The sequence below is a fragment of the Streptomyces sp. NPDC047869 genome (assembly GCF_040704065.1).
Lineage (GTDB): Bacteria > Actinomycetota > Actinomycetes > Streptomycetales > Streptomycetaceae > Streptomyces.
On sequence record NZ_JBEYRK010000006.1, the window covers coordinates 135911 to 154183 of the forward strand.

Here is an 18273-nt window from a genome sequence, read left to right on the forward strand (position 1 = left end):
CTTCGCTCCTTGGGGTGAGAACCGGCCGATCGCATCCGGGCCGGTCCCGCCGCCCCGCCCGGCCGTCAGCCCAGCCGGCGCGCCCCCGGCGAAGGCACCGCCTCGAAGACCCGCGGGGCCGTGAAGCCGGCCGCGGCGAAGGCCTCCTGCACCGCCTTCGTCACCGTGACCACGTCCGCCGCCTCCGCCAGGACGATCGCGGAGCCGCCGAAGCCGCCGCCGGTCATCCGGGCGCCCAGGGCGCCCACGGTCAGGGCCGTGTCGACGACCAGGTCCAACTCCGGGCAGGAGATGCGGAAGTCGTCGCGCAGGGAGGTGTGGCCCTCAGTGAGGACCGGGCCGATGGCGCGGGTCTCGCCGGCGCGCAGCAGACCGACGGTCCGCTCGACCCGCTCGTCCTCGGTCACCACGTGCCGGACCAGGCGGATCACCTCCTCGTCGTCACCGAGGCGGGCGAGGGCGGAGTCCAGGTCGCCGTAGGGGATGTCGCGCAGGGCGTCGAGGCCGAGCAGGGCGGCGCCCTTCTCGCAGCCGGCCCGGCGCTTGCCGTACTCGCCGCCGCTGTGGGCGTGCTTGACCTGGGTGTCGACCACCAGCAGGCGCAGGCCCTCGGCGGCCAGGTCGAAGGGGATCTGCCGCTGGGACAGGTCGCGGGTGTCGAGGAACAGGGCGTGGCCCTGCTCGCAGCAGGCCGAGGCCGTCTGGTCCATGATCCCGGTGGGCGCGCCGACGTACACGTTCTCGGCGCGCTGGCACAGGCGGGCCAGCTGCCAGCGCTGCAGGCCCAGGTCGTACAGGTCGTTCAGGGCCAGGGCGACGACGACCTCCAGGGCGGCGGAGGAGGACAGGCCGGCGCCGGTGGGGACCGTCGAGGCGAGGTGGATGTCGGCGCCGGTGACCGGGTGGCCGGCCTCGCGCAGCGCCCAGACGACACCCGCCGGGTACGCCGTCCACTCCTTGTCGCTCTGCGGTGCGAGCGCGTCCAGCGTCAGCTCGACGGCCTCGCCCCCGATGTCCGCGGAGTGCAGGCGCAGCACGCCGTCGGTGCGACGGGAGACCGCGGCCGTGGCCTGGTGCGGCAGGGCGAACGGCATCACGAAGCCGTCGTTGTAGTCGGTGTGCTCGCCGATGAGGTTGACCCGGCCGGGTGCCGCCCACACCCCTTCCGGGGCGGCGCCGTACAGCTCGGTGAAACGCCCGGTGACCTGCTCTGCCCCCACTACCGCTCCCTCGAGATGTGCTGTGCGAACTCCCAGGCGTCCGCGACGATCCCCGCGAGGTCCGCGCGGGACGGGTTCCAGCCCAGCTTCTCGCGGGCCGTGTCCGCGGCGGCCACCAGGACCGCCGGGTCGCCGCCGCGGCGCGGCGCGACGACCTCGGGGATCGGGTGTCCGGTGACCTTGCGGACGGTCTCGACGACCTCGCGGACGGAGAAGCCGCTGCCGTTGCCGAGGTTGCAGATCAGGTGCTCGCCCGGCCGGGCGGCGCCGAGGGCCAGCAGATGGGCCTCGGCGAGGTCCGCGACGTGGATGTAGTCGCGGACGCAGGTGCCGTCCGGGGTCGGGTAGTCGTCGCCGTAGACGGAGATCGCCTCGCGGCGGCCCTGGGCGACCTGGAGGACCAGCGGGATCAGGTGCGACTCGGGGTCGTGGCGTTCGCCGTGGGTGCCGTAGGCGCCGGCCACGTTGAAGTACCGCAGGGACACCGCGGCCAGGCCGTGGGCGTTCGCCTCGCTGGTGATCATGTGGTCGACGGCGAGCTTGGTGGCGCCGTAGGGGTTGGTCGGCCTCGTCGGGGCGGTCTCCACGATCGGGACCTGCTCCGGCTCGCCGTAGGTGGCCGCCGTGGAGGAGAAGACCAGCTTGCGGACGCCCGCCTCGCGCATCGCGCCGAGCAGGGCCAGGCTGCCGGCGACGTTGTTGTCCCAGTACTTCTCCGGCTTCACCACCGACTCGCCGACCTGCGAGGAGGCGGCGAAGTGCAGCACGCCTTCGTAGGAGGGGTCGAGCCACTTCGCGGCGTCCCGGATGTCGCCCTCGACGAACGCGGCACCGGCGGGCACGCCCTCGCGGAAGCCGGTGGAGAGGTTGTCGAGGACGGTGACCTCGTGGCCGGCCTCCAGCAGGTGCTGGGCCACGACACTGCCGACGTACCCCGCCCCACCCGTCACCAGGTACTTCATGAACTCGCTACCTCTCGCAGTCGCTCGGCCGCGGCTTCCGGCGGCACGTCGTTGATGAACACGTTCATGCCGGACTCGGAACCCGCGAGAAACTTCAGCTTGCCGGAAGTGCGGCGGATGGTGAAAAGCTCGAGGTGCAGCGCGAAGTCGTCCCGCGTCACGCCGTCGAACTCCTCCAGCGTGCCGAACGGGGCCTGGTGCCAGGCCGCGATGTAGGGCGTCGGAGGCTCACCCTCGCCGAAGATACGGTCGAAGCGCTTCAAGAGTTCCAGATAGATCTGGGGGAATTCTGTGCGTGCCGCCTCGTCGAGGGCGAGCAGATCGGGCACGCGCCGCTTGGGGTACAGGTGGACCTCGTACGGCCAGTGCGCCGCGTAGGGCACGAAGGCCGCCCAGTGTTCACCCTCAAGGACGACCCGCTCGCCGGCGAGTTCCCGGGCCAGGACGTCGTCGAACAGGTTCTGTCCGCCGGTGGCCTCCTTGTGGGCGGCGAGCGAGCGGAGCATCAGCGCGGTGCGGGGCGTGGTGAAGGGGTAGGCGTAGATCTGTCCGTGCGGGTGCTGAAGGGTCACGCCGATCTCGGCACCCCGGTTCTCGAAACAGAACACCTGCTCGACGGAGGGCAGATGCGACAGCTCGGAGGTGCGGTCCGTCCAGGCGTCCAGGACCAGCCGCGCCTGGTCCTCGGTGAGGCCGGCGAAGGAGGCGTCGTGGTCAGAGGTGAAGCAGACCACCTCGCAGCGGCCGGAGTCGCCGGCGAGCGAGGGGAAGCGGTTCTCGAAGACGACCACGTCGTACGAGGAGTCGGGGATCTCGCTGAGCCGCTCGCCCCGGGTCGGGCACAGGGGGCACTGGTCGGCCGGCGGATGGTAGGTGCGGCCCTGGCGGTGCGAGGCGACGGCGACCGAGTCGCCGAGCAGCGGGTCGCGACGGATCTCGGAGGTGGTGACCGTGGCGTCCAGCGGGCGGCGGTCGGCGGCATCCCGCACGGTGTCGTCCCGGAGGTCGTAGTAGATCAGCTCACGACCGTCGGCCAGCCGGGTCGAGGTCTTCTTCACGCCGGACTCCTTCTCGTCCCGGACCCAATCACTCAACACAATCAAACATAACAGATCACAACCCGACAGCACCTCGTACGATCACAATCAAACAAAGAACACCATCGGAAGTGTTCAATTGCTGAACACAGAGGCGTAGGTTCCGCTCTGGATCAGTTCGCGCGACGAAGCGAGTTCTCATGCAAACCCCCACATACGCCCCGACCTATCTGGCGGCGGAGCTACGGCTCCCCACCAACTGGCTGGACTACTCGATCCTGGCGATCTACTTCATCGTCGTTCTCGGCATCGGCTTCGCGGCCCGCCGGTCCGTCAAGACCAGCCTCGACTTCTTCCTCTCCGGACGCTCGCTGCCCGCCTGGATCACCGGCCTCGCCTTCATCTCGGCGAACCTGGCGGCCACCGAGATCCTGGGCATGGCCGCCAACAGCGCCCAGTACGGCGCCTACACCGTGCACTGGTACTGGATCGGCGCCATCCCCGCCATGGTCTTCCTGGGCCTGGTGATGATGCCCTTCTACTACGGCAGCAAGGTCCGCTCGGTCCCCGAGTTCCTGCTGCTGCGCTTCGACCGGGCCGCCCACCTGCTCAGTTCGATCCTGTTCGCCTTCGCCGCCATCCTGATCGCGGGTGTCAACCTCTACGCCCTCGCGATCGTGGTGGAGGCCCTGCTCGGCTGGCCGCAGTGGGTCGCCATCGTGGTCGCCGGCGCCTTCGTGCTCGCGTACATCACGCTCGGCGGCCTGTCCTCGGCGATCTACAACGAGGTGCTCCAGTTCTTCGTGATCCTGGCCGCCCTCATCCCGATCACCGTCCTCGGCCTCAAGAAGGTCGGCGGCTGGGGCGGCCTGACCGACAAGCTCACCGCCACGCACGGGCAGAACTTCACCACCGCCTGGGGCGGCACCGGCATCGGCAGCGCCAACCCGTTGGGCGCCAACTGGCTGACCATCGTGCTCGGCCTCGGCTTCGTGCTGTCCTTCGGCTACTGGACCACCAACTTCGCCGAGGTGCAGCGCGCCCTGTCCGCGAAGAACCTCTCGGCCGCTCAGCGGACGCCGCTGATCGCCGCCTACCCGAAGATCTTCATCGTCTTCCTGGTGATGATCCCGGGCCTGGTCGCCGCCGCGATCGTCCCGAACTTCGGCGCCTCCGGCTCCGGCTACCAGTACAACGACGCCATCCCCTACCTGATGCAGGAGCTGCTGCCCAACGGCGTGCTCGGCATCGCGGTCACCGGTCTGCTGGCCGCCTTCATGGCGGGCATGGCGGCGAACGTGTCGTCGTTCAACACGGTGTTCACCACCGACATCTGGGAGAAGTACGTGGTGCCGGGCCGTGAGGACGAGTACTACGTCCGCTTCGGCCGCCTGATCACCGTCGTCGGTGTCTGCGCCTCCATCGGCACGGCGTTCCTGGCGTCCTCGTTCTCCAACATCATGTCGTACCTGCAGACGCTGTTCTCCTTCTTCAACGTGCCGATGTTCGTCGTCTTCATCGTCGGCATGTTCTGGAAGCGCGCGTCCGCCAAGTCCGGCTTCTGGGGGCTGCTCGCCGGCACCGTGACCGCGATGGTCAACTACTTCGTCTTCTACAAGAAGGGCGTCATCTCCCTTCCCTCCGACCAGGGCGCGAACTTCGTCTCCGCCATCGCGGGCTTCGTCGCCGGTGCGATCGTCATGTTCGCCGTGTCCCTGTTCACCAAGCCGAAGCCGGCGCAGGAGCTGCAGGGCCTGGTCTACGGCACCCGCTCCCCCGGCATGGCCGAGCCGCCCGCCCCGGGTGACGACGCCTGGTACCGCAAGCCGGCCCTGCTGGGCTGGGGCGCGGTCGTGATCGCCGCCGCCTGCTACATCCCGTTCTCGTTCTGACGCGGGAGGACCGAGGAAATCATGAGCGAACAGCCTGGACAGCCCGACCACCCCGGCCGGCACCACCACTACACCGAGGACGACCTCTCGCGTGACGTCGCCGACCTCGAGACCAAGTCGGCGACCGCCGCCCGCATCTTCGACCTGCGCCGCATCATCGGCGGCCTGTTCGTCCTCTACGGGGTCATCGTCACGATCGTCGGCATCACCGATTCGCAGTCCGCCATCGACAAGGCCCAGGGCGTCAACATCAACCTGTGGACCGGGATCGGCATGCTGGTGCTGGGCATCTTCTTCCTGGCCTGGCTGAAGCTGCGGCCCACTCCGCCGCCGCTTCCCCCGGAGGGTCTGCGGGAGGAGAAGGAGACGGCGTAATCGCCGTACCCGGCCGCGGGCGCGTGGGGACTGGTCGCGCCGTCCCCACGTGCCCCTGGGAGACGAACTTCGCCCATGCACCGGGTGCCTAAGCGGGGCCGACATCCATGTACGGGCCCGCCCGGTCCAGCAGGCCGGTGCGGGCGGCCAGGGCCGCCGCCTCCAGGCGGGAGCCCACGCCCAGCTTCATCAGTACCCGCTGGACGTGCGTGCGCGCGGTGCTCGGCGCGATGCCCATGCCGGCCGCGATCACCCGGGTGTCCTCCCCGTCGGCGACCCGGACCAGCACCTCCACCTCGCGGGGCGTCAGCATGTCCAGCAGGCGCTGCCCCTCGTCGTCCGGCTGGGCCGCCGGGTTCAGCAGCTCACCGAAGGCCCCTTGCAGGAGCTGCGGCGCCACCGCCGCCTCGCCCGCCCGCGCCTTCATGATCGCCCGCTCGACGCCCTCGATGCGCTCGTCGTGCCGTACGTAACCGGAGGCCCCAGCCGCGAACGCGGCCGCGATGCCCCGCGGTGACGGCACCGGGCCCAGCACCAGGACCGCCACCTGCGGCCGCTCCCGCTTGATCTTCGCCACCGGATCGAAGGCCCCCGGCTCGGCCGGCGCCGCCGTGCCCAGCAGGCACACCTCGGGCGCCCGCGAGATCACCAGATCCGCCGCGCCCGCGGCCGGCGCCGCCGCCGCGAGCACCCGGTGCCCGCGCAGCTTCAGTGCCGACGCCAGCGCCTCCGCGAGCAGGCGATGGTCGTCGACGACCATGAGCCGCACTCCCATAGAGCAACCCCCCAGCCCTCCCCCATGGATGCCCCACTATGGACGCCCACCGGTCCACCACGACAGAGGGCCCCCCGGCACCCCGCCCTTCATGCCCCCGGAAGCTACACGCTTGTTCGACGTCGCGCTGCCCCTACGCAGGAGAAGTGCCCCGGATAGTGAAATCCGGGGCACTCCCTGGTAATCCCTCGCATTCGCCCCGGCGCCCGTGCGCGCCGGGGCGGACGGTCAGCCGCCCGCGCCGAACGCGAGCAGCAGGTACTCCTTGCCGTACGTGGACTTGTGCGCGTACACGGCCGACATGTAGAGCCGGCCGTGCCCGTACCGGATCTCCGCGTACTCCGGCAGCATCGTGGTCTCGGCCCGCCGCACGCTCTCGGTGGACGGGTTCTCCAGCAGCGTGGTCGCCTTGAACGACGGGCCGCCGAGGGTGACGACCTGGCCGCCCTTGTTGTACGGCGGGTGCTTGTAGGCGATCAGGTTGCCACCGTCCATGCGCAGCGGGGAGAGCGTGTAGCCGTCGCCGGCCTCGGCGCGCTGGCCGGTCTGCTTGCCGGTGGCCAGGTCGAAGACGACGATCTCGTTGGTCTTGCTGTAGTCGCCGTCGCCGTCGTGCTCCTCGGTCGGCACGTACAGCCTGCCGTTGCCGGCGACGACCTCCCGGCAGTCCTCGACGCGGGTGATGCTGTCGCAGCGGCCGGCATAGGTGTCGGAGGGCGCGGAGATCCGGGTGAGCAGCTTGCCGGACTTGTTGTCGATGGAGAAATAGTCCGAGATGCCGCTGCCGTCGTCGGCGCTGTCACCGACGTCGGCGGCCACCACCAGCGGGTCGGTGGAGACGATGCCGGCGTACTCGATGCCCGCGGTCATCCTGTAGTCGGAGATGACCTTCCCGGACGTCGGGTCGATGGTCTGGATGTGGAGCTGGCGCTCGCCGTAGCTGCCGCACTTGCGCACCGCGACCAGCCTGGGGCCGCCGCCGTACCCGGCGTCCTCGCAGGTGTCCTCCGGCTTGGGCTGCCAGAGCACCTTGCCGGTGCCGATGTCGAACGCGGCACCGCCGTTGCTGCTGCCGACCGCGACGGTGTGCTGGGAGACCGTCACGTTCTGCAGGTTGGCCGTGTAGTCACCGTTCTTGACCGTCTTGGTCCAGAGCTTGGTGCCCTTGTCGAGGTCGATGGCGGCGACCTGGCTGCAGCCCTCGCTGGAGCCCTTCTTGGGCATCTTCGGCTGGAAGACGACCGCGGTCTTGTTGTCCTCGGTGACGTACTTACTGGCCGTGCACACCGGGCCGGGCAGCTTGATGGTCCACATCTTCGTGCCCGCGGCGGGGTTGTAGCCGACGATCTCGGCGACGCCGCTCTTGGCGTACACCGAGTCGGTCAGCCAGGAGCCCGAGGTGACGACGGTGTCCTTCGTCTGGGGCATGTCGACCTGGAAGAGCACCTTGGACGCGGGGTCCGACGGCACCTTCTCCTCGCCGCCGGAGGACGTGCCGCCGGTGGTGTCGTCCTTGCCGTTCGTGCCGCCGCTGGAGCTGGCGGTCTCGTCCTTCTTGCCGTCGCCGCCGGAGGACTTGGCGTACCAGATGCCGCCGCCGACGATCAGCGCGATGGCGACGACCGCGGCGACGATGATGACGAGGGCGGTGTTGTTCCGGCCGCCGCCGGGCTGCCCGGGCTGCGCCGGCATCGGCACGGTGGGTCCGCCCGGGTAGCCGTAACCCGGCTGCTGGGCGTACGGGCCCATGGGCTGGGCCGGCTGCGCGTACGGGTTCGGCTGGGCGCCGGGGTAGCCGTAGCCGGGCTGCGGCTGGGGCGGCTGGGGTGCCTGAGGAAAGCCGTAACCCGGCTGCGGGGCCTGCGGGTAACCGTAGCCCGGCTGGGGCTGGGGCGGCTGCGGGACCTGGGGTGCCGGGGGCTGCTGCGGGTAGCCGTAGCCGGGCTCCGGTCCCTTCTGCAGGCTGGGCGGCGTCTGGGGTGCCGGCGGTGTCGCGGGACCCTGCGGGGCAGCAGGGGTCGCCGGGGTGGCCGGAGTCTCTGGGTTGGCCGGGGCCTCCGGGCTGGCGGGCGGCTGGTCCTGGGGTGGACCGAAACCACCCTGCTGCGGGGGCTGGTTCGGCGGCGGCGGGGGCGGCTGGGTCATGACGGGGGTACCTCGGTGAAGCTGTCGGGGCCTGGCGGCGAGGGGACGGTGGGAGAAGGGCCGGGACTCACTTGCCGAAGGCCATCATCAGCTTCTCCTTCGAGTCGTCGTTGCCGGAGAGCCGGGTGGTGGAGATGTAGAAGCGCCCGTCGGTCCAGCTCACGGCACCGTTGTAGAAGCCGTTCTCGATCTGGGCCGTGCCCGCCGGGTTCTGCAGCAGCTTGGCCGTCGGGTGCGAACCGCCGGTGGTGGGGACGGACACGATCTGGCCGCCAGCGTCGTAGGTCGGGCCCACGTAGGCGATGAGCTTGCCGTTCTCCACCGTCAGCGGGGACATCGACTCGTCCTCCGGCGACTTCACGCGCCACTTCTCCTTGCCGTCGGCCAGGCCGATGGCGACGATCTCGTTGGCGCCGCTGGTGGCACTGGTGGGCAGGTAGAGCGTGTCGGAGTCGACGGCGACGCCCTGGCAGCCCTGCAGGTCCCGTTCGAGGATCGCCCAGCCGCACTGCGGGGCGAACTTCTCGTTGACCTTGACCTCGGAGCGGAACTTGCCGTCCTTGGTGAAGGTGGAGATGTTCCAGGCCTTCTTGCTCTCGTTGGTCAGATAGACCACGAGCGGGTCCAGCGAGTACGTCCGCGCGACCCGCCAGCCCTTCTTGACCGGCTGCGTCCACCTGACCTTGCCGGTGGCCGGGTCGAGCTCCTGGATCTCCTCGTGGGCGTTGCTGCCGCCGGCGTTGCAGGAGGCCACCTGGACCAGTCGGCCCGTGCCGCCCGCGAACGCGGTCGGGAAGCAGGCGTCGCCGTACTTCTTCTTGTCGTACAGCTTCTTGCCGCTGTCGAGGTCGTACGCCGTGCCCGACTGCGAGCGGCCCACCATCAGCGTCTTGTCGCTGACGCTCAGCTCGACGCTGAGCGCGCTGTCGAACAGCGCGCCGTCGGCGACCTCGGTGCTCCAGCCCTTCTTGCCGGTGGCCAGGTCGACCTGCTGGAGCTGGTTGCACTTGGCGCGGTCGCTGACGCCGCTCATGTAGGCAACGACGATCTTGTCGTCGGCCGACTTCTGCGGGGTGACCGAGCAGATCTTCTGCGGGAAGGCGATCGGGTCCCAGGTGGGGTTGCCGTCACCGACGTTGTAGGCGAAGAGCTGCTTGTACGCCGCCTTCACCGCGGTCTTGTCCGTGATCCACATCCCGGGCGCGTCGGCGCCGGAGCCGGGGGCGTCGGGTGCCGTCTTGTACCAGAGCACCTTCGCCTCGCCGGGCTTGCGGCCCTCGTTGAGGTTCTCCGGGTCCGCGCCGCCGTCACCGCTGCCGTCGCCGGGGTTGACCGGGGCGTCGGAGGCGCCCTTCTTGCCGTCGTCGCTCTGCTGGGCGACCGGCTTCTTCTCGCCGTCGTCACCGCCGCTGGTGACGACGTAGACGGTGCCGCCGATGACCAGCAGTGCGGCCACGGCGGCGCCGACGATCAGCGCGGTCTTCTTCTTGCCGGCGGGCGGCTGCGGACCGCCGTAGGGTGCACCGCCGGGGGCACCGGGGTACTGGGGCGGCTGCTGCGGGTAGCCGTAGCCGGGCTGCTGGGGCTGCCCGTAGGGGCCGGGGGTGCCGGGCGGCGGCGCTCCGTAGGGGCCAGGCTGGGCGTAGGGGCCGGGCTGCTGGGGGTAGCCGTAGCCGGGCTGGGGCTGAGGAGGCTGGGCCGGTGCCTGCGGCGGCTGGGCCGGTGGCGGGGGCGGTGACTGCGGGGCGCCGAATCCACCGTCCTGCGGCGGCTGGTCCTGCGGTGCTCCGAAGCCGCCCTGCGGCGGTTGGTTGGGCGGCTGAGTCATCAGCGCTCTTCCCCCTCGTTCACTGATTTTTAGCCACGCCCCGAGGTTCGCTCGCGGACCCAGGTCGTACTCATACGGTTCTCAGACGGCTCTTTCTATCACCCGGCACCGACCGCTCAGGGGCCTGGATCCGCGCCTGTTCCCAAGGGAGGACCGGGCTGTGATGCCGCCGTTACGCGCCTTCACGCCCTCTTCACGCGGCGCACGCGACAGCGGCGCGCGCGGCGCTTTCACGCCGCGCGCGCCGAAGAGGTGCGCCTGCCCGCGGGTTACGCGTCGTCGGCCAGTTCCAGCCAGCGCAGCTCCAGTTCCTCGCGCTCGCCCGCCAGGTCGCGCAACTGGGCGTCCAGTTCGGCGACCTTGGCGAAGTCGGTGGCGTGCTCGGCGATCCGCGCGTGCAGCTTGGACTCCTTCTCGGAGACCTTGTCCAACTGGCGCTCGATCTTCTGGAGTTCCTTCTTGGCGGCGCGCTGGTCGGCGGCGCTCTTCTCCTGCGCGGCCGGCTTGGGCGCCGCGGCGGCGGCCTGGGCGGCGACCGCCTCCTCCATGCGCAGGCGCCGTTCCAGGTACTCGTCGATACCGCGCGGCAGCATCCGCAGGGCGCCGTCGCCGAGGAGCGCGAACACCCGGTCCGTGGTGCGCTCGACGAAGAACCGGTCGTGGGAGATGACGACCATCGAGCCGGGCCAGCCGTCGAGGACGTCCTCGAGCTGGGTGAGGGTCTCGATGTCGAGGTCGTTGGTGGGCTCGTCGAGGAAGAGGACGTTGGGCTCGTCCATCAGCAGGCGCAGCAGCTGAAGACGCCTGCGCTCACCGCCCGACAGATCCCCGACCGGCGTCCACTGCTTCTCCTTGCCGAAGCCGAAGGTCTCGCAGAGCTGACCCGCGGTCATCTCGCGCCCCTTGCCGAGGTCGACGCGCTCACGGACCCGCTGCACCGCCTCCAGGACCCGCCAGGTGGGGTCGAGTTCGTCGACCTCCTGGGAGAGGTAGGCGAGCTTGACGGTCCGGCCGACGGCGATGCGCCCGCCGGCGGGCTGGGTCTCGCCCTCGGTGCGCGCGGCCTCCGCCATGGCCCGCAGCAGCGAGGTCTTGCCGGCGCCGTTGACGCCGACCAGGCCGATGCGGTCACCGGGGCCGAGCTGCCAGGTGACGTGCTTGAGCAGCACCTTGGGGCCGGCCTGCACGGTGATGTCCTCGAGGTCGAAGACGGTCCTGCCCAGCCGCGAGGAGGCGAACTTCATCAGTTCGCTGCTGTCCCGGGGCGGCGGCACGTCCGCGATCAGCTCGTTGGCGGCCTCCACGCGGAAGCGCGGCTTGGAGGTGCGGGCGGGCGCTCCGCGACGGAGCCAGGCCAGCTCCTTGCGGATCAGGTTCTGCCGCTTGACCTCCTCGGTGGCGGCGATCCGCTCGCGCTCCGCGCGCGCGAAGACGTAGTCGGAGTAGCCGCCCTCGTACTCGTACACGTCGCCGCGCTGCACGTCCCACATGCGGGTGCAGACCTGGTCCAGGAACCAGCGGTCGTGGGTGACGCAGACCAGCGCCGAGCGCCGCTCGCGCAGGTGCCGGGCGAGCCAGGCGATGCCCTCGACGTCGAGGTGGTTGGTGGGCTCGTCGAGGACGAGGAGGTCCTGTTCCTCGATGAGCAGCTTGGCGAGCGCGATGCGGCGCCGCTCGCCACCGGAGAGCGGCCCGATGACGGTGTCCAGCCCCTTGGGGAAGCCCGGCAGGTCGAGCCCGCCGAACAGCCCGGTCAGCACGTCCCGCACCTTGGCGTTGCCGGCCCACTCGTGGTCGGCCATGTCGCCGATGACCTCGTGGCGGACGGTGGCGGCCGGGTCGAGGGAGTCGTGCTGGGTGAGCACCCCGAGCCGCAGCCCGCCGGAGTGGGTCACGCGTCCGGAGTCGGCCTCCTCCACCTTGGCCAGCATCCGGATGAGGGTGGTCTTGCCGTCGCCGTTGCGCCCGACGACCCCGATCCGGTCCCCTTCGGACACACCGAGCGAGACGCCGTCCAGCAGGGCACGGGTGCCGTACACCTTGCTGACGTTCTCGACATTGACCAGGTTGACGGCCATTTCACTCCTGTGCGCGGGACGGTGACGACATGCGGCTGCGCCGCCCGTCAGCCTTCTAGCCTAGGGCCTGCGGGGATGGTGGCGGCGGCCTGTCTCAGAGCACCGTCGCCCCGGGCACCGGTCCCGCCGCCGTCCGTACCGTCCGGCACGTGCCGGACGCGCGCAGGGCCTCGGCGACCTGCTGCGCGGAGTCGGCGTCGCGGGTGAGGAACGCCGTCGTCGGGCCCGAGCCGGAGACCAGCGTGGCCAGTGCGCCGGCGCCGCTGCCTGCCCGCAGGGTGTCGGCCAGCTCCGGGCAGAGCGACAGGGCGGCCGGCTGGAGGTCGTTGGTGAGCGAGGCGGCCAGGGCCTCGGTGTCGCCCTTGGCCAGTGCCTCCAGCAGCTCCGGCCTGGCCACCGGCTCCGGGACCTCGCGTCCTTCCGCCAGCCGGTCGAACTCGCGGAACACCGCCGGCGTCGACAGCCCCCGCCCGGCCATCGCGAACACCCAGTGGAAGGTGCCGCCGGTCTCCAGGACCGTCAGCCGTTCGCCGCGCCCGGTGCCGAGGGCGGCGCCCCCGACCAGGCTGAACGGCACGTCGCTGCCCAGCTCGGCGCAGATCGCGAGCAGCTCGGCGCGCGAGGCGCCCGTGCCCCACAGCGTGTTGCAGGCGAGCAGCGCGCCCGCGCCGTCCGCGCTGCCGCCCGCCATGCCGCCGGCGACCGGGATGTCCTTGGCGATGTGGATGTGCACGGCCGGCTCGATGCCCCGGCGCCCGGCGAGCGCGACCGCCGCGCGCGCGGCGAGGTTGGTGCGGTCCAGCGGGACCTGGTCGGCGTCCGGCCCCTCGCAGGTGACGCGGAGCTCGTCGGCCGGGGTGACGGTGACCTCGTCGTACAGGCCGACCGCGAGGAAGACGTTGGCGAGGTCGTGGAATCCGTCGGGGCGGGCGGCGCCGACCCCGAGCTGGACGTTGACCTTCGCGGGGACGCGGACGGTGACGCTCACTTGCCGGACTCCTCGTTCGGGGCCGTGGGGGCCGTCCCCCGCGCCGGCGCGGCCTCGGCGATCCGCGCGAACTCCTCCACCGTCAGCGACTCGCCCCGCGCCCGCGGCGAGACCCCGGCCGCGACCAGGGCGGCCTCGGCGGCCGCCGCGGAGCCCGCCCAGCCGGCGAGTGCGGCCCGCAGGGTCTTGCGGCGCTGCGCGAAAGCCGCGTCGACGACCGCGAAGACCTCCTTCTTGGAAGCCGTCGTCCTGATCGGCTCGGTCCGCCGGACCAGCGACACCAGTCCGCTGTCGACGTTCGGCGCGGGCCAGAAGACGTTGCGCCCGATGGCACCGGCCCGCTTGACCTCGGCGTACCAGTTGGCCTTCACGGAGGGCACGCCGTACACCTTGGAGCCGGGCGCGGCGGCCAGCCGGTCGGCGACCTCGGCCTGCACCATCACCAGGGTCCGCTCGATGCCGGGGAAGGTGTCGAGCATGTGCAGCAGCACGGGGACGGCCACGTTGTACGGCAGGTTCGCAACCAGAGCCGTCGGGGCGGGACCGGGCAGCTCGGTGACGTGCATGGCGTCGGAGTGGACGAGGGCGAACCGGTCGGCGCGCTCCGGCATGCGGGCGGCGATGGTCGCGGGGAGGGCCGCGGCGAGCACGTCGTCGATCTCGACGGCGGTGACCCGGTCGGCGGCCTCCAGCAGCGCGAGGGTGAGGGAGCCGAGCCCCGGGCCGACCTCGACGACCACGTCGTCGGGGCGGACCCCGGCGGTGCGGACGATACGGCGGACCGTGTTGGCGTCGATCACGAAGTTCTGGCCGCGCTGCTTGGTGGGACGGACACCGAGCGCGGCCGCGAGCTCGCGGATGTCGGCGGGGCCGAGGAGGGAGTCGGAGGTGGGGCTGGTCACGCGACAAGGGTACGGGGCCGCCGGGCCCCCCTCGCCCGGCTCCCCGTCCTCACCGGCGGTGCAGCCGTGGGCCGCAGTGCGGCCAGGGGCTGGCGCCGCGGCGCACGTACAGCTTCTTCGCGCGGTTCGTCTGCTCCGCCGCCGGCGCGTCCTGCGGGCGCCCGCTGCCGCCGAGGCTGCGCCAGGTGCTCGTGTCGAACTGGTAGAGCCCGCCGTACGTGCCGGAGGGGTCGACCGCGTTGGGCCGGCCGCCGGACTCGCAGGCGGCGAGGGCGCGCCAGTTCAGGCCGTCGGCGCCCCGGCCGGAGGCCGGGCGGGCCTTGGTGCCCACCTTCACCACCTGGGTGCGGGGCCGGCGCAGCACCTCCGAGGACTCCCGGCGTGCCTTCTCCCGCACGCCGTTGACGGTGCGCAGGTAGTAGGTGACCTGCCGCAGGCCCGGCCGCCCGGGCCGTTCGACGACCTCGGTGCCCTTGAAGAGGGAACGGTCCTTCACCCGCTTCACGTGGAACGGGATCCGCTCCTCTCGCACCTCGCGGAAGCCGTGCACCCGCAACACGGTCACAATCTGCCCGTCGCGCGGGAAGCTGTCGGGCGGGACCGAGGTGGTGTCCTGGCCGCGCAGGGTGATGCCGGCCTCCTCGACGGCCTCGCGGACGGTGGCCGCGTTGGTGCGGATGGTGCGGGAGCGGCCGTCCGCCATGACCGTGACGGCGCGCTCGGTGCGCACGTCCAGGTCGAGTCCGGCGCGTCCGATGCTCCGGGAGCGCGAGGACGACAGATACGCGCCCTCGGCCCGCACCCCCAGCTCGCGCAGCGCCCCCTCCACGGTGGGGGACGTCGTCCACACCTGGCGCTCCTGGCCGTCCAGCCTGAGCCGTACCGGGCGCCCGTAGCGCACCGCGACCTCGTCGCCGCTGGCGAGTGAGGTGCCGGGGGCGGGCGCGATCATGTCGTGCCCGCCCACCCGCAGGCCCTCCTCGGCGAGCAGCCCGGAGACGTCGTCGGCGAAGGTGTGCAGGGTGCGCTGCCGGCCGTCGACGCTCAGCTCGACCGCCTTGTCCTCGGCGACGAAGGCGGTGGTGCCGCCGGCGAGGAACGCGACGACCAGTGCCTGCGGCAGCAGCCGACGCACCGCGGAGTCCGAGCGCTCGCCGAAACGCCTCCGGCGCCGGCGGGCGGCCCGCCGGCCGCCTGCCGCGGGCGCCTCGGGCTCCCGGCGCGCCGCTCCGGCCTCGTCACTCACCGTCACGGGCAGGGTCGGCGTCCGGGACGGCGGCGGCTCGCTGACGAAGTACGCCTCGGCCTCGTAGGCGGGCCGGTAGGTGTCCTTGTTCACGCCGGAGGGCAGCGTCTCCGCCGTGTGGACGGAGACGTCAGGGCCGTAGGGGCCGTACGTCTCGTGCTGCGAACTGCTCACGCCGACACGCTCCAGAGGGGCCAGAGGGGTCCGGTTCGGGCCCACAGAACCTAGCGGAGCGTTCGTCACTCTCCAAAGCGACGCGACTACGTAACGTTGCACTTCCGAACGTACACGCGGTTGTCCGGGTGATCAGTATCCGAACGCGCGAGCGGTGTTCGCACCCAGGGCCGTGGCCAGCGCGTCCTCGTCGATCCCGCGCACGGCGGCCATCGCGCGCACGGTGACGGGGACGAGATACGGGGCGTTGGGCCGGCCCCGGTACGGCGCCGGGGTGAGGAAGGGGGCGTCGGTCTCCACGAGGACCAGTTCCAGCGGGGCGACGGCGAGGGCGTCGCGCAGGTTCTGGGCGTTCTTGAAGGTGACGTTGCCGGCGAACGACATGAAGTAGCCCTCGCGGGCGCAGATCTCCGCCATCTCGGCGTCGCCGGAGTAGCAGTGGAAGACGGTGCGCTCGGGGGCGCCCTCCTCCCGCAGCACGCGCAGGACGTCGGCGTGGGCGTCCCGGTCGTGGATGACGAGGGCCTTGCCGTGCCGCTTGGCGATCTCGATGTGGGCGCGGAAGGACCGCTCCTGCGCCTCCTTGCCCTCCGGCCCGGTGCGGAAGTGGTCGAGCCCCGTCTCGCCGACGCCCTTGACCTGGGGCAGCGCGGCGAGCCGGTCGATCTCGGCGAGCGCCTCGTCCAGCGCGGCGTCACCGCCCGGTTCGCGGGCGCCCTGCCGGGACCAGCCTCCCTCAGGATCGCCGTGGACGATGCGCGGGGCCTCGTTGGGGTGCAGCGCGACGGTGGCGTGGACGCCGTCGTGCGCCGCGGCGGTCTCCGCGGCCCACTGGGAGCCCTTGATGTCGCAGCCGACCTGGACGACCGTCGTCACACCCACCGACGCGGCCTTGGCGAGGCCCTCCTCGACCGTGCCCGACTGCATGTCGAGGTGGGTGTGGGAGTCGGCCACGGGCACCCGCAGCGGCGGCGGGAGCGGCGGAGCCGCGTTCTTGTCGGCGTTCGAAGGCATGCCCCGATCCTACGAAAGGGGCATGCCCGGGCGGCCGGCGCCGTCGGCTCAGCTCGCCCTGCGCTGGAAGGGGTGGAGGAGGTCGGACAGGTGCCAGTGGTGCGGCTCGGCGGTCTGCCCCGGCACCTGGGGCGCCTCGACGGGACCCGCTGCCGGGGGCACCCGGCGGGTCCCGGTCACGCCGCGCACCGACGAGACCTGCCCGGCGCGCATGATCCGCACGACATGGCCGTCGCAGTTGTGGCAGACGGGGCGGCTCAGCGGGGACGGCACGACCCGGCCCTCGGCCACGTACATCACGTACTCCTGGCCGTCACCGTCCAGGTGATGCTCTATCTCGTACGACTGCTCCCAGCCGAAGCCGCACCTCATACAGGCGAAGGCGTACGACTCGTGAACGACGGCGGTGGCGGTGCCGCGAAGGCCTGTCCGTCCTGCGATCTCACTCATGCCAGCTCCGGTTGTCCGCTGGACAAGCACCCCGGCGAGGGTTCCCCCTGCGATCCCGGGGTGCGGGACGGGTGCGTCCCTGCGACCAGTGGACGCCCTCACCGGCGCGAGCGCATCAGGCCTGTCGAGTGTTGGAGGCGTTTTGGACTCTCCTTGCCGAAACGGGCCCGGACGGGCACTTCGGGCTTTGCCTTGCGTGCCACCCCTTTGCCCCGTGTTGGGGCGCACGCTCAGCGGAGAAGAGACCTGCTCAGAGCGCGAGTGCGCCCCGGTCCGACGGGTGGGCGGACGGCTCCTCGGGCCGCCCCCTGCGAGCCGGGCCCGCCCCCTTCACCTAGACGGCCCCGTCCTTCTTCGCGGCGACCACGGCGTCGAAGACCACCCTCTTGGGCAGCCCGGCCTCCACCGCCACCGCCGCGATCGCCTCCTTGCGCCGCTCCCCGGCCTCCTCGCGGATGCGCACCCGCCGGACCAGTTCCCCGGCGTCGAGTTCCTCGGGGCCGGTCTCGGCGGCGCCCTCCACGACGACGGTGATCTCCCCGCGGACGCCTTCGGCGGCCCACTCGGCCAGCTCGGCGAGCGGGCCGCGCCGCACCTCCTCGTACGTCTTGGTCAGCTCGCGGCAGACGGCGGCCCGCCGGTCCGCGCCGAACACCTCGGCCATCGCGGCGAGGGTGTCGTCGAGCCGGTGCGGGGCCTCGAAGTAGACGAGCGTGCGCCGCTCACCGGCCACCTCGCGCAACCTGGACAGCCGCTCGCCCGCCTTGCGCGGCAGGAAGCCCTCGAAGCAGAACCGGTCGACGGGCAGCCCGGACAGGGCGAGGGCGGTGAGCACGGCGGACGGCCCCGGCACGGCGGTGACCTTGATGTCCTCCTCCACCGCGGCGGCGACCAGCCGGTATCCCGGGTCGGAGACCGACGGCATGCCCGCGTCCGTCACCAGCAGCACGCGCGCGCCACCGAGCAGCTCCTGGACCAGCTCGGGCGTGCGGGCGGACTCGTTGCCCTCGAAGTACGACACGACGCGGCCCTTGGGCGTGACACCCAGCGCCTGGGTGAGCCGGCGCAGCCGCCGGGTGTCCTCGGCGGCGACGAGGTCGGCGCCGGCCAGCTCCTCGGCCAGCCGGGGCGGCGCGTCCGCGATGTCGCCGATGGGGGTACCTGCGAGGACAAGGGTTCCAGTCACG

At 71.8% G+C, this 18273-nt stretch carries 15 protein-coding genes; 2 read left to right on the top strand and 13 right to left on the bottom strand.

What is annotated here, in order from left to right:
* Positions 1 to 65: 65 nt before the first annotated feature.
* The 3 genes from galK to galT are packed head-to-tail and all read right to left on the bottom strand — an operon-like array spanning position 66 to position 3240.
* On the bottom strand, positions 66 to 1220 hold the full coding sequence (gene galK, locus AB0924_RS10645; protein WP_366911162.1) for a galactokinase: 1155 nt from the start codon (positions 1218 to 1220) through the stop codon (positions 66 to 68).
* Positions 1220 to 2182 (bottom strand): UDP-glucose 4-epimerase GalE, encoded by a 963-nt coding sequence (galE, locus tag AB0924_RS10650; RefSeq protein ID WP_358928790.1) that lies wholly within the window; start codon positions 2180 to 2182, stop codon positions 1220 to 1222. The genes galK and galE overlap by 1 nt, the downstream gene beginning before the upstream one ends.
* Positions 2179 to 3240, bottom strand: a complete 1062-nt coding sequence (galT, locus tag AB0924_RS10655; protein ID WP_358929016.1) for a galactose-1-phosphate uridylyltransferase — start codon at positions 3238 to 3240, stop codon at positions 2179 to 2181. The genes galE and galT overlap by 4 nt, the downstream gene beginning before the upstream one ends.
* Positions 3241 to 3419: 179 nt before the next feature.
* On the opposite strand from galT, the gene AB0924_RS10660 reads away from it, so the two are divergent.
* Positions 3420 to 5111 carry a sodium:solute symporter family protein gene (locus tag AB0924_RS10660; protein ID WP_366911163.1) on the top strand — a complete coding sequence of 564 codons (1692 nt, stop codon included), beginning with the start codon at positions 3420 to 3422 and terminating at the stop codon, positions 5109 to 5111.
* Positions 5112 to 5132: 21 nt separating this feature from the next.
* Positions 5133 to 5486 (top strand): hypothetical protein, encoded by a 354-nt coding sequence (locus AB0924_RS10665; protein ID WP_358928786.1) that lies wholly within the window; start codon positions 5133 to 5135, stop codon positions 5484 to 5486.
* An 88-nt stretch (positions 5487 to 5574) separates the two neighbouring features.
* Here AB0924_RS10665 and AB0924_RS10670 read toward each other — a convergent pair whose 3' ends face one another.
* The 10 genes from AB0924_RS10670 to rsmI form a co-directional block, all read right to left on the bottom strand.
* Entirely contained in the window at positions 5575 to 6261 is a 687-nt protein-coding gene (locus AB0924_RS10670) for a response regulator transcription factor (RefSeq protein WP_358928784.1), read from the bottom strand.
* Between the two features lie 228 nt (positions 6262 to 6489).
* Entirely contained in the window at positions 6490 to 8406 is a 1917-nt protein-coding gene (locus tag AB0924_RS10675; RefSeq protein ID WP_366911164.1) for a PQQ-binding-like beta-propeller repeat protein, read from the bottom strand.
* A 67-nt stretch (positions 8407 to 8473) separates the two neighbouring features.
* Entirely contained in the window at positions 8474 to 10234 is a 1761-nt protein-coding gene (locus AB0924_RS10680; protein ID WP_366911165.1) for a PQQ-binding-like beta-propeller repeat protein, read from the bottom strand.
* 269 nt (positions 10235 to 10503) lie between these two features.
* A complete protein-coding gene (locus AB0924_RS10685; protein ID WP_358928778.1) occupies positions 10504 to 12312 on the bottom strand; it encodes an ABC-F family ATP-binding cassette domain-containing protein in 1809 nt (602 codons plus the stop codon).
* Positions 12313 to 12406: 94 nt separating this feature from the next.
* Positions 12407 to 13300, bottom strand: coding sequence for a 4-(cytidine 5'-diphospho)-2-C-methyl-D-erythritol kinase (locus AB0924_RS10690; protein WP_366911166.1), 894 nt, complete (start codon positions 13298 to 13300; stop codon positions 12407 to 12409).
* Entirely contained in the window at positions 13297 to 14202 is a 906-nt protein-coding gene (gene rsmA / locus AB0924_RS10695; protein WP_358928774.1) for a 16S rRNA (adenine(1518)-N(6)/adenine(1519)-N(6))-dimethyltransferase RsmA, read from the bottom strand. The genes AB0924_RS10690 and rsmA overlap by 4 nt, the downstream gene beginning before the upstream one ends.
* A 49-nt stretch (positions 14203 to 14251) precedes the next feature.
* Positions 14252 to 15622, bottom strand: coding sequence for a ubiquitin-like domain-containing protein (locus AB0924_RS10700; protein WP_366911167.1), 1371 nt, complete (start codon positions 15620 to 15622; stop codon positions 14252 to 14254).
* A 132-nt stretch (positions 15623 to 15754) separates the two neighbouring features.
* Positions 15755 to 16636, bottom strand: a complete 882-nt coding sequence (locus AB0924_RS10705; RefSeq protein WP_358928770.1) for a TatD family hydrolase — start codon at positions 16634 to 16636, stop codon at positions 15755 to 15757.
* Between the two features lie 48 nt (positions 16637 to 16684).
* Positions 16685 to 17086 carry a hypothetical protein gene (locus AB0924_RS10710; protein ID WP_358928768.1) on the bottom strand — a complete coding sequence of 134 codons (402 nt, stop codon included), beginning with the start codon at positions 17084 to 17086 and terminating at the stop codon, positions 16685 to 16687.
* A gap of 334 nt (positions 17087 to 17420) precedes the next feature.
* Positions 17421 to 18272, bottom strand: a complete 852-nt coding sequence (rsmI, locus tag AB0924_RS10715; RefSeq protein WP_358928766.1) for a 16S rRNA (cytidine(1402)-2'-O)-methyltransferase — start codon at positions 18270 to 18272, stop codon at positions 17421 to 17423.
* Position 18273: the final 1 nt, after the last annotated feature.

Excerpts from the sequence above, each read along its gene's own strand:
- galE (WP_358928790.1), bottom strand. The coding sequence starts at position 2,182 with ATGAAGTACCTGGTGACGGGTGGGGCGGGGTACGTCGGCAGTGTCGTG.
- AB0924_RS10660 (WP_366911163.1), top strand. The coding sequence starts at position 3,420 with ATGCAAACCCCCACATACGCCCCGACCTATCTGGCGGCGGAGCTACGG.
- AB0924_RS10665 (WP_358928786.1), top strand. The coding sequence starts at position 5,133 with ATGAGCGAACAGCCTGGACAGCCCGACCACCCCGGCCGGCACCACCAC.
- AB0924_RS10670 (WP_358928784.1), bottom strand. The coding sequence starts at position 6,261 with ATGGGAGTGCGGCTCATGGTCGTCGACGACCATCGCCTGCTCGCGGAG.
- AB0924_RS10675 (WP_366911164.1), bottom strand. The coding sequence starts at position 8,406 with ATGACCCAGCCGCCCCCGCCGCCGCCGAACCAGCCCCCGCAGCAGGGT.
- AB0924_RS10680 (WP_366911165.1), bottom strand. The coding sequence starts at position 10,234 with ATGACTCAGCCGCCCAACCAACCGCCGCAGGGCGGCTTCGGAGCACCG.
- AB0924_RS10685 (WP_358928778.1), bottom strand. The coding sequence starts at position 12,312 with ATGGCCGTCAACCTGGTCAATGTCGAGAACGTCAGCAAGGTGTACGGC.
- AB0924_RS10705 (WP_358928770.1), bottom strand. The coding sequence starts at position 16,636 with ATGCCTTCGAACGCCGACAAGAACGCGGCTCCGCCGCTCCCGCCGCCG.
- AB0924_RS10710 (WP_358928768.1), bottom strand. The coding sequence starts at position 17,086 with ATGAGTGAGATCGCAGGACGGACAGGCCTTCGCGGCACCGCCACCGCC.